A 16,106-nucleotide genomic window follows, 5' to 3' on the forward strand; every position below is an offset into this window, starting at 1 on the left:
CCGGGTGAACTCCGGTACCGCGCAACGACCTGCTCAACCGGGTCTCCCCCCGACCGCGAGGAACTTCGATGAATGTGACAGGGTTCGCCAGACGTGTGGTCGCCCCGGTGGTGGCTGTCGCGGTGCTGGCGAGTGGTCTCGGCGCGCCGAATGCGGTCGCGGCCGAACCGGGCCTTCCGCCGGAGCAGTTGTCGAACGCGTTGTTCAACGCCGCGGTCCAGCTGAAGGACTCCGGCCGGGTGTACGACCGCAACCTCATCCTCACCGCGGAAATGGTCGACTGGCGGGCCAAGAACCCGACCGCGACGGCCGATGTGCTGGACCGGCACGCGGCGAAGGTGGAGAAGGTGGTCGCCGCCGCGGTCGCGCCGGCCACCGAACGGGACCTGGTGCCGGACGTCTTCGGCCGCGGCGTGGAGGCGCTGTACACCGTGCCCGAGGTGGACAAGGCAGGGCCGCAGCTCAAGGTGCTGCTCACCGTGCTGACCGCGCGCGACCTCAAGGCGACCAACGCGCCGGAGGAGCTGCGCGGGGTGCTGCACCAGTTCAGCGTGACCTCCTCCGACATCGCCCCGCAGATCTGGACCGCACTGCGCGAGGCGGTCAAGCGGGACGGCACGCTCAACGGGACCTGGAAGGCCAGGCTCGGCACGGCCACCGTGCCCGAGGCCGCCCCGGTGGACCCGGCCGCGCCGATCGACACCATGAAGCAGCTGCCGCAGATCAAGAAGGTCATCGACGTCGACGCCATCCAGGCCGCCTTCAAGCTGGGCACGAAGCAGGGGCTGGAGGCGCTGAACAAGCAGATCAAGCCGCTGATCAAGGTGCTCGGCGACCCGAACTCGCCGAACACCCCGCTCGGCCAGGCGATGGAGTGGGTCAAGAAGCACGTGGACCCGGTCACCGGCGAGCTGGTCCGGCCCTCCGATGAGGAGCAGAAGCAGTTCGAGGAGCGGATGAAGCAGTTCGACTCCGTGCTGGACGGGGTCAAGGGCGGCCTGATGGCCGTGGCGACCGTGGCCAAGATCCTGAACTCGCGCTACGCCAAGGACGTGGTGAAGTTCGCCGAGGCCCTGTACGCGATCGGCAAGAACGTGGTGCCGATGATCGCCGCGGTCACCGCGCTGGGCACCATCGCGGCCGGGGCCGCCATCGGCTCGGTGATCCCGGCCATCGGCACCGTGATCGGCGCGGTGGTCGGCCTGGTCGTCACCCTGGTCGGGCTGCTCGGCAGCGGAGGCGGCGGCCCCAGCCCCGAGTTGCAGGCCATCCAGGCCATGCACAAGGAGATGCGGGAGAGCTTCACGCAGCTCAAGGAGTTCCTGGTCCAGTTCCAGAAGAACGTCAACGCCAGGTTCGACCAGATCGACGCGGCGCTGAACAAGATCTACAGCGAGATGCTGGACAAGTTCAACCAGGTGCTGGTGGCCATCGAGCGGTCGAACTTCGAGCTGACCCAGGAGATCAGCACCCTGCACTCGGCCCTGCTCGGCCTGGCCACCAACGTGCAGAGCAACCACCAGCAGACCATGGCCGCGCTCCAGGACGGCGCGGCCAAGGAGTTCAAGGACTTCGTCGGCAAGTACCTGGACTACGCCGCCCGCGAAGGGCACCCGATCCCGTCCTACGACAACCGGCTGGGCGACAACTACCTGGAGGCCGCGCAGGCGTTCTCCGCGGCGGGCAATGGTCTTGCCCGGTCCAAGGTGTTCATGCGGGCCGGTGACGACGTGCCCTCGGACTCGGTGCTGGAGACCAACAGCTCGGCCTCCGCGGTGAACTACCTGACCAGGTACGCCAGCACGAGGTTCGGCGCGCAGTACGGCCAGAACTACCCCGCTGCGGGCACGCCCAACGCCGACCTGTTCGCCGCGGCGGCCCGCGCCTACGCCCTGCTGATGCAGCAGAACCAGCCGCTGGCCGCGAAGGAGAAGCTGGTCGAGCTCAACGGCAAGTTGACCGTGGCGCGGGTCGAGGACCTGTTGAAGGCGGGCGAGGACGTCGTGGCCGCGGCCCGCCGGTTCAACCAGCCGCGCGGCAGGCCGGTCACCGGGCCGTGGACGGCGACCAACACGCTGTTCACCGGCTTGCAGGAGGAGAACGGCAACCGGATCGCCGAGTTCGCCAACAGCCTGACCCAGCTGGAGAACGACAGCTCGGTGAACCCCACCGTCCGGCCCTACAACCTGTGGGGTGACCGGAACCAGACGGTCGTCGGCGAGATGAAGGCAGACGTCGGCCCGGTGCCGCACTGCTACCAGCCTGCTGAGGACAAGGTCGTGCGGCAGATGCCCGAGTTCATCAAGAGCGAGCACCTGCCGGCTCCGGTGCGGATGCTCAAGCAGCTCAACCCGAACATGCGCATGTGGACCTGCTGGACGCACATCTCCAGCGTGCGGGACTGGACGGAGAAGAAGCCCAGGCCGCCGATCACCATCCCGTGCCAGTACCACCCCGACCCGCCGCCGGGCTGCCGCAAGACCACGACCGTGCAGACGCACAAGAAGGCCGAGGTCCGGGTCGGCTTCGCGGTGATGGCCGACATTCCCGGCCGGGGCGACAACGAGGTGGCCAACATCAGCGGCGGCGGCGAGGTGGAGGTGTGCAACTACCCCGGCGCCATCCCCGCCGATGACGAGCCGTGGACCGGCTGTGGCCTGAACCCGGTCGACCTGGCCAAGAAGGTCGGACAGGTCGAGGCGTACCAGTCCGCCGGCACGATGTACCGGCCCAACCCGCACTACGTCGACTCCGTGGTCGACCGCCAGCTGCACGAGCGCCGCACCGCCTACTACGGCCTGGTCGCGAACCGGCTCAACCAGGAGAAGCTGGACTCGGCGAAGAACATCGACACCAACGTCCGGGTGCTGCGGGCCTTCACCGAGGTCGGCTTCCCGACCGCGCTGCAGAGCGACGCCCGGCTGCGCGAACTGTTGTACGGCACCAGGGCGATCCCGTCCTCGCTCAACCGCAGCAAGCTCCTGGGTGAGGCGAGCCCGCTGGCCGTGCTGTACACCAAGGCCGCGCTGAACTTGAGCGCGAACAAGGACGCGCTGCACGAGCAGTCCGTCTTCAGCAAGGCGGAGCTGCGCGACTGCACCGGGGTGCCCGCCGGGGTCACCAGCCAGGACCCAGTGGCCCGCTGCCTGGCCACGGTGGCCGGTTCGCGCCGGGCCGCGCTGGGCGAGCGGATCGAGTACTACGCCGCCGACCTCACCCAGAACCCGGCCGCACAGGACCCGCAGACGGTGACCGCGCTGATGCGGGCGCTGCGGATCGAGACCAAGGCAACCCACCCGGACTACCCGATCGAGGGCCCGGCGGACCCCGGCCCGACCCCGCCCGGCGACATGGGCAAGTCGGTGGGTGAGCTCGGCGGCTCCGGCCGCGCGACCTTGCAGGGCAAGCATTACCTGGCCTGGCAGGGCAAGCAGAACGAGGTGCTGATCGCCGCCAGCGCGGACGGCAGGCAGTGGTCACCGCCGGCCACCGTCTCCGGCCCGCACACCGCCAGTGACGCGCCCGCCATCCTGGCCTTCCAGGACAAGCTGCTGGCCTTCTGGCGCAGCGGGCCGTTCTCCTGGGCCGACGGCAACAACGACCGCACCATCGCGATGTCCACCAGCGCCGACGGCAAGACCTGGAGCGCGCCGGCCCGGCTGGTGCCGGTCACCGTCGGCAGCCAGGGCATCAGCGTGGCCGTGCAGAACAACAAGGTGCAGGTGATGTTCAGGGGCAGCGGCACGGACGGAACGAAGTACGTCACCTACAGCCACGACGGCAAGAACTGGAAGCGCCCCCAGCCCACCGTCAACAACGGCGGCACCAGCACCGCGCCGGGGTTGACCGCGCTCGGGGACAAGCTGGTCCAGCTGTGGCGGGGCTATGCCGCCGACCCGGCGATGTGGTTCGCCACCAGCGCCAACGGCGTGCAGTGGAGCGACCAGCGGGCGCTGGCCGGTTCCGCGGCCGACGGCGCGCCGAGCCTGGCCGTGCACAACGGGAAGGCCTTCGCGGTGTGGCGCAACGCGGCCAATGACGGGCTCTCGGTCAGCGACACCGCCGACGGCGGCGGCTGGGCCGCGCCGAGGGCACTGCACGCCGCCGCGCACGCGGTCGGGGTGCCCTCGCTGGGCGTGGTCGGCGGCAAGCTCGCCGCGATCTGGCGGGATGCCACCGACAACCACCGGGTCAACGTCTCCACCAGCGCCGACGGCATCACCTGGGCCGCGCCCGAGCCGATCTCCCGGATCCCCACCGAGGCCCGGCACCAGCAGAGCGAGGCACTGCTGGCCGCGGCCGCCGCGCACTGGAGCCGGTCCGAGCGGGAGCAGGCCGTGGTCAAGGCCAAGGAGGCGCTGGCGATCGCCCGCGAGATCGTGCCCGAGAGCCCCGGCTACGCGGCCACCCTGGCCCGCTGGATCCAGGCCCCGGTGAGCGGCTACCTGGCCGACACCGGCCGCCACGACGAGGCGATCTCCTTGCTGGACGAGGCGATCGCGGCCTACCAGAAGCTCGGTGAGCGGGAGCCGCAGAACCCCGAGCACCAGCTCCGTGAGGCCGATGTCACGGTGGCACAAGGCACGCGGATCTGGCACAAGGGCGATCGCGAGAAGGGCCGGGACAAGGCACTCGCCGGGGTCAACCTGGCGCGCACCTTGGTGGCCAAAGGGTCCGGCTACGCCACCGCCTTCGGCCAGTGGATCCGGACTCCGGTGAGCGGCTACCTCGCCGACACCGGGCGGCACGACGAGGCGATCTCCTTGCTGGGTGAGGCGATCGCGACCTACCGCAAGCTGGGCCAGCAGGAGCCGCAGAAGTTCGAGCACAAGCTGCACGAGGCGGATTCGACTGTGGCGCAGGGCATGCGGATGTGGCACAAGGGCGACCGGGAGCAGGGCCGCGACAAGGCCGTGGAGGGCGTGAACCTGGCCCGCACCCTGGTGGACAAGGGGCCCGGCTACGCCGCCGGGTTCGGGCAGTGGATCCGTTTCCCGGTCAGCGGCTACCTGGCCGAGACCGGCAAGCACGACGCGGCGATTTCCTTGCTGGGTGAGGCGATCGCGGCTTACCGGAAGCTGGCGCAGCAGGAGCCACAGAAGTTCGAGCACAAGCTGCACGAGGCCGATGCCACGGTGGCACAGGGCTTGCGCATGTGGCACAAGGGCGACCGGGAGCAGGGTCGCGACAAGGCGGTGGAGGGCGTCAACCTGGCCCGTCCGCTGGCCGCCAAGGGACCCGGCTACGCCGCCGCGTTCGCCCAGTGGGCCAAGTCGCCGGTCAGCGGCTTCCTGGCGGAGACCGGCAAGCACGATGAGGCGATCTCGTTGCTGGGCGAGGCCGTGGCCACCTACCGCAAGCTGGCCCAGCAGGAGCCGCAGCAGGTCCAGCACAAGGTCAACGAGGCGGATTCCCTGGTGTGGCAAGGCATCCGCACCTGGAACAAGGGCGACCGCCCGGCCGCGCTGACCAGGGTGGTGGAGGGCATCGGGGTGGCCCGGCAGCTCGCGCCGCAGGGTCCGGCACACGCCGACCGGCTGGGGGAGTGGCTGCTGACCCCCGGCGCGGACTACGCCGTCGGCAACGGGAAGAAGCCGGAGGCGATCGCGATGGCCAAGGAGGCGGTGGAGATCTACACCCGGCTGGCCCAGGCCGATCCGCAGTACCAGGCCAAGCTCGCCAACGCCAAGCAGAAGCTCACCGCGCTCCAAGGCTGAGAAGGACGTGTTCACGATGAGATCCAGCAGAACAGTTCTGGCGCTGGCCGTCACCGGCCTGCTCGCCATGGCAGGCCTGGCCCCGGCGCAGGCCGCGGAGGAGAGGTTGTTCCTGATCTCCACCACCAGCGCCCAGCCCGGCACCGAGGGCTGCCTCGCCCCGCTGTGGGGCAGCAAGGAGTCCGGCGCGTACCTCGGCTACGAGGTGTGCGACAACTCGAAGTCCCAGTCCTGGCGGGTGATCGAGCACGGCGGGGGCTGGTACGGATACCAGTCGGCCGGCTCCGGCATGTGCGTGACCGTGTTCAACGCGGGCACGGGCGCCGGCGAGGACCTGGTGCAACAGCCTTGCACCGGCGTGCCGCACCAGCGCTGGCGCACCGTCCAGCATGACCCGGTCGCGGTGACCCTGGAATGGCGGGCCCAGCACAGCGACAAGTGCCTCAGCGTCGCGGGCACCCGGGTCGCGCCCACCGACGTGCTCCAGCTGGACTGCTCGAACCAGGGCTGGCAGCGCTGGGCCCTGGTGAACTGGCCGGTGCCGCCGCCGGGCGGCGTGGGCTGACGAGGCGGCCGCTACCACCCTTTCACTAGTTAAGTAGTGAAAGGGTGGTAGCTTGCCGCTCATGGCAGTGGAGAAGAGCGCGCCGGTGCTGGCGGACGGGCTGGGCAAGAGGTACCCGAGGGGCTGGGCGCTGCGGGACTGCTCGCTGACCGTCCCGCCGGGCCGGATCGTGGCGCTGGTCGGGCCCAACGGCGCGGGCAAGAGCACGCTGATGGGCATGGTCACCGGTCTGGTCCGGCCCAGCGCGGGCCGGATCGCCGTCTTCGGCGAGCAGCCCCACGGCCGCGGCATGCACTCCTCGGTCTCCTTCCTGACCCAGCAGAAGCCGCTGTACCCGCAGTTCACCGTCGCTGAGACGCTCCGGCTCGGCAGGCACGCCAATCCCGCCTGGGACCAGGCCTACGCCGAGCAGCTGGTGGCGCGGGCCACCGTCCCGCTCTCCGCCAAGGTCGGCACGCTCTCCGGTGGGCAGCGCACCAGGGTCGCGCTGGCGTTGGCGCTGGGCAGGCGGCCGCGGCTGCTGATGCTGGACGAGCCGCTGGCCGACCTCGATCCGCTGGCCCGGCAGGCCGTGCTGGAGACGCTGGTGGCGGAGTGCCGGGGGCAGGGCATCACCGTGCTGCTGTCCTCGCACGTGCTCGCCGAGCTAGAAGGCGTGTGCGACCACCTGGTGCTGCTCACCGAGGGCCAGGTGCGGCTGGCCGGTGACGTCGCCCAGCTGGTGGGCGAGCACGCGCTGCTGGTCGGCCCGGCCGGTCAGCCGTGCCCGGTGCCGCCTGGCTCGATCATCGACGTGTTGGAGTCCAACGGGGTGCGGCAGGTGCTGGTGCCCGCGCGCGCCGTGGGCAGGCTGCCCGGCTGGCAGGCGTACCGGCCAGGGCTTGGCCAGCTCGCGCTCGGCTACATGCGCGGCGCGCGGGCGGAGGTGGCGGCATGACCTGGATCGTCTGGCGGCAGCAGCGTCCCGCGCTGATCAGCCTGGCCGTCGCGCTGCTCGCCGGGGTGGCGGCGATCCTGTTGCTGCGCGCGGGAATGACCGCCGACATCGCGGCCAAGGGCCTCGGCGCCTGCGTGGCGGACGGCCTGACTCCCGGCACGGCCTGTGGTGGCACGGCCGTCGGCGAGTTCCGGGACATCTGGTTCGACCGGTTGAAGATCGCGCAGATCCTGGTGCTCGCGCTGCCCGCGCTGATCGGCGTCTTCATCGGCGCGCCGCTGTTCGCGCGCGAGTTCGAGCAGGGCACGCACGTGCTCGCCTTCACCCAGTCGGTGAGCCGGACCCGCTGGGTGGCGAGCAAGGTCCTGGTCACCGCGGTGCCGGCGCTGGTCGTGCTGGTCGTGCTGCAACTCCTGGTTGGCGGCTGGCTGGCGGACGCGGGCATGCTCGGGCCGCTGACCTCAGGACCGTTCGCGTACAACAACTTCGGCAGCAGTGGGATCGCGCCGTTCACATACACCGTGTTCGCCTACACCCTTGGCATGTTCATCGGCGCGCTGTCCCGGCGGACGCTGATGGCGATGACCCTCTCACTCCTGGCGTTCGTGGTGCTCCGGTTCGTGCTCTCCGGCCTCCAGCCGCTGCTGCTCACCCCGGACCGCCTGGTCGCGGCCGATCCGACCCAGACCGCGATCCCGCCGAAGAGTGGCGCGCTGGTGGTGGACAGCGGCCACCTGGACGCGGCGGGCAACGTGGTGCCCGGCAGCTTCGCCCGGATCTCCGGCTGCGGCGCGCGCGGCGACGAGTCCGCGCCGGCCGACCTGGTCACCTGCTACCGCGAGCGCGGGCTGGCCAAGGCCTACGCCGACGTCATTCCGGCCGACGCGGCAGGCTCGCTGCACCTGCTGGAGGGCTCGATCTTCCTGGGGCTGGCGGTGCTGTTCGTGCTGGGCGCGGTGTGGGCGGTGCGCAGGCAGGTGTGAGCGGCGGTGACGCGCCTATGCTGAGCGGCGTGATCGAGTTTCGCATCGATCGGCACTCCGGGGTGGCCACCTACCTCCAGATCGCGCACCAGGTCAAGCAGGCGATGCGGATGGGCCTGCTGGGACCCGGCGACCAGCTGCCGACGGCCAGGGAGGTGGTGGCGGCCACCACGGTGAACCCCAACACCGTGCTCAAGGCCTACCGCGAGCTCGAGCACGAGGGCCTGGTGGAGGGCCGAAGGGGAATGGGCACGTTCGTGACCGCCTCGCTGGTCAGCGACGCGGCGCGGGCCGGCGCCCCGCTGCGCAAGGACCTGGAGCGGTGGATGGGCCGGGCGGTCACCGAGGGCCTGGTGGTGGAGGAGGTGGACGCGATCTACACCGACGTGCGGGACGCCCACTACCCGGCGGCGTCATGCGGGAGGTGACCGCCTGCCCGGTCCGGGTGACCGGCCTGGCCAAGCACTTCGGCCGCACAGCCGCGCTCAGCGACTGCTCGTTCACCCTGCCCGAGGGCAGCGTGACCGCGCTGGTCGGGCCGAACGGCGCGGGCAAGAGCACGCTGCTGTCGCTGGTCGCGGGCCTTTCCCGGCCGACCAGCGGCGAGATCAGCGTCTACGGCGCGCCGGTGCGCGGCCGGATGCACCCGGACATCTCGCTGCTCACCCAGCGCCGCCCGCTCTACGACGGGTTCACCGTGCGCGAGATGATGCGGGCCGGCGCGGCGATGAACGACCGCTGGTCGGCCGAGCGCGCGGACGAGGTGCTCGGGCTGCTCGCCGGGGTGGACCGGGACGCCAAGGTGGGCGAGCTGTCCACCGGCGCGCGCACCCAGGTGGCGATCGCGCTGGCGCTGGGCAGGCTGCCCAGGATGCTGCTGCTGGACGAGCCGCTCTCCGACCTGGACCCGCTGGCCCGGGACGAGACGCTGCGGATCGTGATGACCGAGGTCGCGGACCGGGGTACCACGGTGCTGCTGTCCTCGCACCTGCTCACCGACCTCGGCGATGTCTGCGACCACCTGCTGCTGCTCGACGAGGGCCGGGTCCAGGTGGCCGGTGACATCGAGGAAACCCTTGCCGGGCACCAGATCCTCATCGGTCCGGCGGACGCCACGCCAGCCGGGACCGGCACCGTGGTCGACTCCTCGCACACCGAGCGGCAGACCACCGCGCTGGTCCGCGGCGGGACCGCGCCGGAAGGCTGGCTGGCGGCGCGGCCCGACCTGGAGTCGCTGGTGATGGGTTACCTGCGGGCCTCGCGGACCCGCAGGAGCGCCACCGCCGGTCAGCCCTGAGCGCCCAGCGCGCCGACCACCTTCGAGGTCACCGAGCTGTTGCCGGTCTCGGTGCCCGCCTTGACGCCCAGCCAGTCCGCCGCCAGGACGGTCCGCGAGCCCAGGTAGTCCCCGCGTTCGGCGTCGATGACGATCTGGCTGGTCTGCCCGTTCGCGGTGAGACCGAGCGCGGAACCCTTGCGCCCGTTGAGGTGCACCGCGTTGGGGTCGCGGGGCAGCTTGGCCAGGTAGGCGGGGGTGGGGTTGGCGAAGTTCGCCGGATCGTCCTTGCCGAGGTGCGGGCCGCCCTTGCTCCGCCACTCGCCGAGCACCTGCGCCGGGATCCCGACGGGCTCATCGGCAGGGGAACCGGCCAGCCACTCCTTCGCACCCACGGCGGCGCGGCGGTGCAGCCACTCGCCCCGCCGGTCGGCCGGGATCCAGGTCTCCAGCTTCTGCCGCAGCAGGTAGGCGAAGTCCTGGCCGTGGTTGCCGTCGCCGGAGGTCATCCACTTGGCGTCCGCCAGCACGTACCGGAACTGGCCGGGCTGGAGCACCACGTCACCGGTGGTGGTCGCGGCCTTGTTGAGCACCTCGGCGGCGGCCGCGGAGGCCGCGCCGAAGCGGACCGGCGCACCGCCACCGACCGGACGTCGACCACCGAGGCGGTGCGCTCGTCCACGTGGTCGGCCACCGTGCGCCGCCCGTGCTCCCCGGACCAGGCCCGCAGGCGGCGGCCCTCCGAGCGCGCGTGCTGGCGCAGCAGGTTCATCGCGATGCCGAACACCCACGCCTTCAGGCTCGCCCGCTCCGGGTCGAAGGTGTCCCGGCGTTTCCAGCCGATCAGGAACGCCTCCGACACCAGGTCGTCCGCGACTTGGGCGTCCACCCGGAATGGTCGTAGAGCTCGACCCACGCTTCCCTGTCCAGAGGTTTCGTCACCCCCGGCCCTCCCGTTCGCGCCTGCGGCGCCGTTGTGGTGCTCACGGAACCTATTTGCCGACCGGCTCCGCCGCATTCCCGAGTGGACGGTGTGAGCCGGCCGACAGGGCCTCGCGGCGGCGGCCCAGCTCGATCAGCGGGCGCTCCACGAACCGGTAGCAGAGATCGGCCAGACCGATCGCGACCAGCGACACCGGCACCGCGAGCAGCAATCCGGCGGCGCCGGGCGCGACCACCACCACGATGCCGTGCGCGATGCTCTGCACCAGGTAGATCGAGTACGAGCGCTCGCCGAGGTACACCATCAGGCGAGTGGAGAGCAGCCGCTGTGGCAGTCCTGGCGCCAGCAGCGCGGGCAGCAGCAGGGCCGCCGCGATCGCGTAGAGCGGCACCACCGCGACGAAGCCGGGGATGCCGAGCACCGCGTTGTCCAGCAGGGTCGACACGGTCGCCACCGACAGGTGCGCGCCGAGGAACGCCAGGCACACCGCGCCTGCTACCCAGGGCCTGGTCAGCGGCTTGACCAGGGCGTATCCGCGTGGGTGGTGCATCACCATGGCGAGCGCGCAGCCGATGAGCACGGTGAAGTAGTGCACCGACCAGCCCTTGGGATCACTCGAGACGGTGAACGGGATGATCGCCAGCGCGAGCCCCATCAGCGCCGCGGTGACCAGCGGGCGGCTGCGCGGGAACAGCGTGAACGCCAGCAGCGGCCACAGCAGGTAGAACTTCTGCTCGATGCCCAGCGACCAGGAGTGCCCGTACGGCCCGCCGAGCCCGAACTCGTTGAAGAAGACGAGGTACAGCCCGAAGTCGCGGCCCAGCGGGTTCGCGCTGAACTGCCCGGCGACCAGCAGGCCCGCGGCGGTGAGCAACAGCACCACGAAGTACATCGGCAGGATGCGGAAGGCGCGCCGCCGGTAGAAGTTCGGCAGGTTGATCCGCCCGTTGCGGGCGTGCTCGCGCAGCAGCAGGGTGGTGATCAGGAAGCCGGAGAGCACGAAGAACACCTGCACCCCGAGCCAGCCCTGCAACAGGTCGGGGCCCTGGTTGTGGAAGAACACGACGAGCAGCGCGGCGATCGCGCGCACCCCGTCCAGTGCGGGAAAGCGCTTCAGCGCGAGGAACTCCTCGTGCCGCATCGGGGCGTGGCGAGTTGGGCTCATGGACACTAGTTGCCGATGGGGGTCTGAGTGTTTCATGAGGACAGTCACACCCCGGCCGATGAAACGCTGGGACCGCCATCGGCAACTAGTGTCCATGCAGAACGAGATCGTGGCGGCCAGACAGGCCCTCGCGGACGTCCCCCTGATGTCCGCCGAGGCGTTCGCCATCGGCCGCCGCAGGCTGTGGGAGTCCTTTTCGGACGATCAGGCCCGCCGCAGGTGGGCCCGCGCCCGCCGGGTGGCCTGGGTGCTGTGGTGGGTCGCGCTGGCCTGCCTGTCGCTCGCGCAGCTGAGCCGGAGCCTGATGGACCTGGAGGTCTACCGCAACGGCGGACTCGCCTGGCTGCACGGCATCCCGCTCTACATCGACTTCCCCGGCCCGCTCCCCGGCCCCCGGCTGCCCTTCACCTACCCGCCCGCGGCCGCGGTCCTGTTCAGCACCTTCGCCACCTTGCCTGCCTGGCTGACCACCGCCCTGCTCACCATGGCCGGCTTCCTCGCGCTGACCGCGGTCTGCCTGGTGGTGACCAGAAGGCTGTGCCGGCACCGGGATGTCGCGCACGCCCTCGGCCTGACCGCCGCGATCACCGCGATCGGCCTGGAACCCGTGCTCTCCACCTTCAACCTGGGCCAGATCAACCTGCTGCTGATGGCCCTGGTCGTGATCGACTGCCTGGCCGTCCGCGACCGCCGCCTGCGCGGCCTGCTGGTCGGCGTGGCCGCGGCGATCAAACTGACCCCCGCGGTGTTCGTGCTGTACTTCCTGGTGCGCCGCGACTGGCGGTCCGCGGCCAACTCCGCAGTCGCCTTCGCCATCCTCGCCGTCCTCGGATTCGCTTTCGCCCCAACGGATTCCGTCGAGTACTGGTTCCACGCCCTGACCGACCCGAGCCGCATCGGCGGCCTCGCCTACGGCCCGAACCAGTCCTTCCGCGGCCTGCTGCACCGCCTGAACCCGAACCCAGAGGCGATTTCCCTGCTGTGGCTAGGACTTTCCACACTTGCCATGCTGCTCGCGGTGCTCATCGCCCACGGCACCAGGCACAACCTGCTCGCCCTGCTGGCCATCGCGGCCGGCGGCCTGCTCGCCTCCCCGGTCTCCTGGTCCCACCACTGGGTCTGGTGCGTCCCGGCCTTCCTGCTGCTCGCCGCCCGCGCCCGCACCTGGTCGCACCGGAGCCTGCTCGCCGGTGTCCTCCTGCTGTACTGCACCAGCCCGTTCACCCTGCTGCCCCACTCCGACAACCGCGAGCTGCACTGGACCTTCTGGCAGCACATCCCCGGCAACGTCTACGTCTGGCTCGCCTTCGCCGCGCTGGTCGTGCTCGCGGTGGGTCAGGAGATGGACCGGAGCCGGAGACGCTGACCGCGGAGCTGATCGACGGCCTGGGCCGTGTGCTCGTCCGCGGGGAGGAACACCACCAGCTGCTGGGCGTCCGCGGCGAGCTCGAGCGTCTCCCGGACCAGCCGGAGCTCCGGCCCTGCCGGGTGGCTGAGCCGGAGAACTCCCCGCGGCGGCACCGCATGCCGTTTCAGCCGGCGCGCGAACTCCGGCCCGGCCACCGGAGCGAGCTCGGCGGTGAGCCATTCCAGGTTCTCCACCGACGGGGCCAGCCACAGGTCGAACGCCTGCTGGTCGGCGATGTCGTCCCAGTCGGCGAAGAAGGTCCGGGCGCGCGGGTCGGTGAAGACGTAGCGGGTGAGGTTCGGGGCGGCGGCGTCCAGCACCCCGGCCGCACCGGTGACCGACTCGAAACCGCCCGTCCAGGCGAGCACATCGCCCAGCCGGTTGGTGACGATCGCGATGCCCGGTTCCAGCAGCCGCAGTGTCGCCAGCACGGGCGGCCGCACCTGCCGGGGCGGTGGCACGGGCTGGATCTGGGTGGCGCACCCGCCGCGGGTGATCTTCGCCAGGTAGCGCAGGTGGTTGCGTTCCGAGGGGTCCAGGCTGAGCGCGTCGGCGAGCGCGTTGACCACCGCGGCCGAGGGGTTGGTGTCCCGGCCCTGCTCGATCCGGGTCAGGTACTCGACGCTGATCCCGGCCCGCGCCGCCAGGTCCAGCCGCCGCAACCCCGGCGAGCGCCGCCTGCCCCGCGCCGGTAGGCCCAGTGACTCCGGCTGGACGCTGTCCCGCTTGGCCCGGATGAAGTCGCCCAACGGCTTGCCCATACCGCGAGCGTAGGGCGCGGCCCGGCGGTCAGCGTGGCCGTGCCGGGGCCAGTCTGCGCGCGGCCTGGCTCTCTCCCCGGAGCGCACCGATCATGGTGGCCATGACGACCACGCGGCCGAAGCCGCGTTCCGGCCAGGCGCTGCTGGTGTGGGGACTGCTGGTGGTGGCCGCGAACCTGCGCGCCAGCATCACCGGCGTCGGCCCGCTGCTGGACCGCGTGCAGGCGGACCTGGACCTGACCCCCACGGCGGCGGGTCTGGTGAACACCCTGCCGCTACTGGCTTTCGCCGCGCTGTCCCCGGTGGTCCCGCGCCTGTCCGCGCGCTGGGGCCCGGAACGGCTGCTCGGCCTAGCGCTGGTCGTGCTGACCCTGGGCATCGCGACCCGCTGGATACCGGCGGCGCCCGCCCTGTTCGCTGGCACGGTGCTGGTCGGCGCGGGCATCGCCGTCGGCAACGTGGTCCTGCCCATCCTGGTCAAACGCGACTTCCCGACCAGGGTGGGCCTGTTGACCAGCGCCTACGCCACCGTGATGGGCGGCGTCGCGGCGGTGGCCTCCGGCGTGGCCGTCCCGATCAGCGAACTGGCCCCCGGCGGCTGGCACACCGCCCTCGGCGGCTGGATCCTGCTCGCACTGGTGGCCATCCTGCTGTGGCTCCCGCAGCTGCGGACCGCGCCGCCACCCGCGAACTCGGCCCGCGGGCACCGGCTGCCCTGGGGCTCGCCGCTGGCCTGGGCGGTCACCGCCTTCATGGGCTTGCAGTCCCTGGGCTTCTACATCGTGGTCACCTGGCTGCCCCAGGTGTTCCAGGACAACGGCGTGACCGCGGCCACCGCGGGCTGGCTGCTGTTCCTGCTCCAGGCGGTCGCGGTGCTGACCAGCCTGGCCACCCCGGCCGCCCTGCGCTGGGCGCGGGACCAGCGCGCACCGGCCGCGGTGAGCTCCGCGCTCCTGCTCGCCGGCTACCTCGTGCTCCTGCTGGCCCCGGACCAGGCGGTGCTGTGCAGCGTCCTGCTCGGCCTCGGCGGCGGCGCCAGCCTGGTGCTCGCCCTGGCCTTCTTCAGCCTGCGCGCCCAGGACGCGGCGACCGCGGGCGGACTGTCCGCGATGGCCCAGTCCATCGGCTACCTGCTGGCCGCCGCAGGCCCCGCGGTCTTCGGGCTGCTGCACACCGCCACCGCCGGCTGGCAGGCGCCCGTCCTGCTGCTGTGCCTGGCCGCGACCGGGCAGCTGATCGTCTCGATGGCGGCCGGCCGGGGCACGGTGGCCGGCCGGTGACGCTTGCGGCACAGGCGATGAACAGGGCTAACGACGATCACGGCTGACCCGACCAGCCGGAGGTGAGTCCCACCGGCTTCTACCGCGCCCCCAGTGGCTGTTCGACGCCCTTGCCGATCCGGCCCAGGCGGGCAAGAGCGCGGTGCGCCAGGGCGGGTTCCTGCACCAGGCCGACGAGTTCGACGCCGCCTTCTTCGGGCTGTCCCCGCGCGAGTGCTGGCCATGGACCCGCAGCAACGGCTGCTGCTGGAGACCGCCTGGGAGGCCCTGGAACACGCTGCCATCGACCCGGAGTCGTTGCGCGGCAGCGACACCGGCGTGTTCGCCGGGCTGATGTACCACGACTACGGCCAGGCCTACGACCGGATGCCGGAGAACCTGGAAGGCCTGCTCTACACCGGGAGCCTGGGCAGCGTGGCCTCGAGCCGGGTGGCCTAACGTGACGGAGTCAACGCCGCTGGTGGACTGGTCCGGCGGCATCCGGCTGCTGACCGAGGCGCAGCCCTGGCCGCGCCACGGCGCCGCACGACGGGCCGGGGTGTCCTCCTTCGGCATCAGCGGCACCAACGCGCACCTCGTGCCGGAGGAGGCACCCGAGCAGGACACCCCGCCCAGTGGCGAACCGGAACCGGCGGTGGTGCCCTGGGTGCTCTCCGCCCGCAGCCCGGAAGCGTTGCGGGCACAGGCGGAGCGACTGCGCACTGCGACCGATGAACTGTCCACTGTGGACGCGGGCTGGTCGCTGGCCTCGGGTCGCGCGGTGTTCGAGCACCGCGCGGTGCTGCTGGGCGAACGCGCCCAGCTGACCGACGGCCTGGCCGCGCTGGCCACCGGAACCCTGGCCGCCAACCTGGTCACCGGGCACACCGCGGCCAAGCGGCGCAAGGTCGTGTTCGTCTTCCCCGGCCAGGGTTCGCAGTGGGCCGGGATGGCCAAGGAGCTACTGGCCAGTTCGCCGGTGTTCGCCGGCGCGATGGCCGACTGCGAACAGGCGCTGGCCCCGCATCTGGACTGGTCGCTGCGCGCCGTGGTGTGCGGCGAGCCGGGGGTACTGGTACCGGAACCTGCGCC

12 protein-coding genes and 2 pseudogenes are annotated in these 16,106 nt (G+C 71.5%); 10 read left to right on the forward strand and 4 right to left on the reverse strand.

Annotation, left to right across the window (positions count from 1 at the left end; translation table 11 throughout):
- The first annotated feature begins 68 nt into the window (after window positions 1-68).
- The 6 genes from ACWDY5_RS07425 (at window position 69) to ACWDY5_RS07450 (ending at window position 9,499) form a co-directional block, all read left to right on the forward strand.
- Window positions 69-5,717 (forward strand): hypothetical protein, encoded by a 5,649-nt coding sequence (locus ACWDY5_RS07425; RefSeq protein ID WP_449721425.1) that lies wholly within the window; start codon window positions 69-71, stop codon window positions 5,715-5,717.
- A 16-nt stretch (window positions 5,718-5,733) separates the two neighbouring features.
- Window positions 5,734-6,282 carry an RICIN domain-containing protein gene (locus ACWDY5_RS07430; RefSeq protein WP_449721426.1) on the forward strand — a complete coding sequence of 183 codons (549 nt, stop codon included), beginning with the start codon at window positions 5,734-5,736 and terminating at the stop codon, window positions 6,280-6,282.
- Window positions 6,283-6,343: 61 nt separating this feature from the next.
- A complete protein-coding gene (locus ACWDY5_RS07435) occupies window positions 6,344-7,219 on the forward strand; it encodes an ABC transporter ATP-binding protein (protein ID WP_449721427.1) in 876 nt (291 codons plus the stop codon).
- Entirely contained in the window at window positions 7,216-8,202 is a 987-nt protein-coding gene (locus ACWDY5_RS07440; protein ID WP_449721428.1) for an ABC transporter permease, read from the forward strand. Before ACWDY5_RS07435 ends, ACWDY5_RS07440 begins: the two co-directional genes overlap by 4 nt.
- 29 nt (window positions 8,203-8,231) lie before the next feature.
- A complete protein-coding gene (locus tag ACWDY5_RS07445; protein WP_283663390.1) occupies window positions 8,232-8,630 on the forward strand; it encodes a GntR family transcriptional regulator in 399 nt (132 codons plus the stop codon).
- Entirely contained in the window at window positions 8,618-9,499 is an 882-nt protein-coding gene (locus tag ACWDY5_RS07450; RefSeq protein WP_449721429.1) for an ABC transporter ATP-binding protein, read from the forward strand. Before ACWDY5_RS07445 ends, ACWDY5_RS07450 begins: the two co-directional genes overlap by 13 nt.
- Here ACWDY5_RS07450 and ACWDY5_RS07455 read toward each other — a convergent pair.
- The 3 genes from ACWDY5_RS07455 to ACWDY5_RS07465 all read right to left on the reverse strand — a co-directional run bounded on the left by ACWDY5_RS07455 (window position 9,490) and on the right by ACWDY5_RS07465 (window position 11,586).
- Window positions 9,490-10,071, reverse strand: a complete 582-nt coding sequence (locus tag ACWDY5_RS07455; protein WP_449721430.1) for a hypothetical protein — start codon at window positions 10,069-10,071, stop codon at window positions 9,490-9,492. The genes ACWDY5_RS07450 and ACWDY5_RS07455 overlap by 10 nt on opposite strands.
- The gene (locus ACWDY5_RS07460) at window positions 9,984-10,367 is read right to left on the reverse strand and encodes an RNA polymerase sigma factor (protein WP_449721431.1); all 384 of its coding nucleotides are present in this window, start codon (window positions 10,365-10,367) and stop codon (window positions 9,984-9,986) included. Before ACWDY5_RS07460 ends, ACWDY5_RS07455 begins: the two co-directional genes overlap by 88 nt.
- 103 nt (window positions 10,368-10,470) lie before the next feature.
- On the reverse strand, window positions 10,471-11,586 hold the full coding sequence (locus ACWDY5_RS07465; RefSeq protein ID WP_449721432.1) for an acyltransferase family protein: 1,116 nt from the start codon (window positions 11,584-11,586) through the stop codon (window positions 10,471-10,473).
- A gap of 94 nt (window positions 11,587-11,680) precedes the next feature.
- Between ACWDY5_RS07465 and ACWDY5_RS07470 the strand changes: the two genes are divergently transcribed.
- Entirely contained in the window at window positions 11,681-12,952 is a 1,272-nt protein-coding gene (locus ACWDY5_RS07470; protein ID WP_449721433.1) for a glycosyltransferase 87 family protein, read from the forward strand.
- Here ACWDY5_RS07470 and ACWDY5_RS07475 read toward each other — a convergent pair.
- Entirely contained in the window at window positions 12,922-13,755 is an 834-nt protein-coding gene (locus ACWDY5_RS07475) for a helix-turn-helix domain-containing protein (RefSeq protein ID WP_449721434.1), read from the reverse strand. The genes ACWDY5_RS07470 and ACWDY5_RS07475 overlap by 31 nt on opposite strands.
- A 101-nt stretch (window positions 13,756-13,856) precedes the next feature.
- Here ACWDY5_RS07475 and ACWDY5_RS07480 point away from each other — a divergent pair, with 101 nt between their 5' ends.
- The 3 genes and pseudogenes from ACWDY5_RS07480 to ACWDY5_RS07490 form a co-directional block, all read left to right on the forward strand.
- Window positions 13,857-15,035 carry an MFS transporter gene (locus ACWDY5_RS07480; protein ID WP_449721435.1) on the forward strand — a complete coding sequence of 393 codons (1,179 nt, stop codon included), beginning with the start codon at window positions 13,857-13,859 and terminating at the stop codon, window positions 15,033-15,035.
- Window positions 15,036-15,132: 97 nt separating this feature from the next.
- Window positions 15,133-15,473, forward strand: a pseudogene (locus ACWDY5_RS07485) (beta-ketoacyl synthase N-terminal-like domain-containing protein).
- A gap of 22 nt (window positions 15,474-15,495) precedes the next feature.
- Window positions 15,496-16,018 (forward strand): annotated as a pseudogene (locus ACWDY5_RS07490) (ketoacyl-synthetase C-terminal extension domain-containing protein); the annotation flags it as partial.
- Between the last annotated feature and the right edge of the window lie 88 nt (window positions 16,019-16,106).

The sequence above is a fragment of the Crossiella sp. NPDC003009 genome, assembly GCF_053591555.1.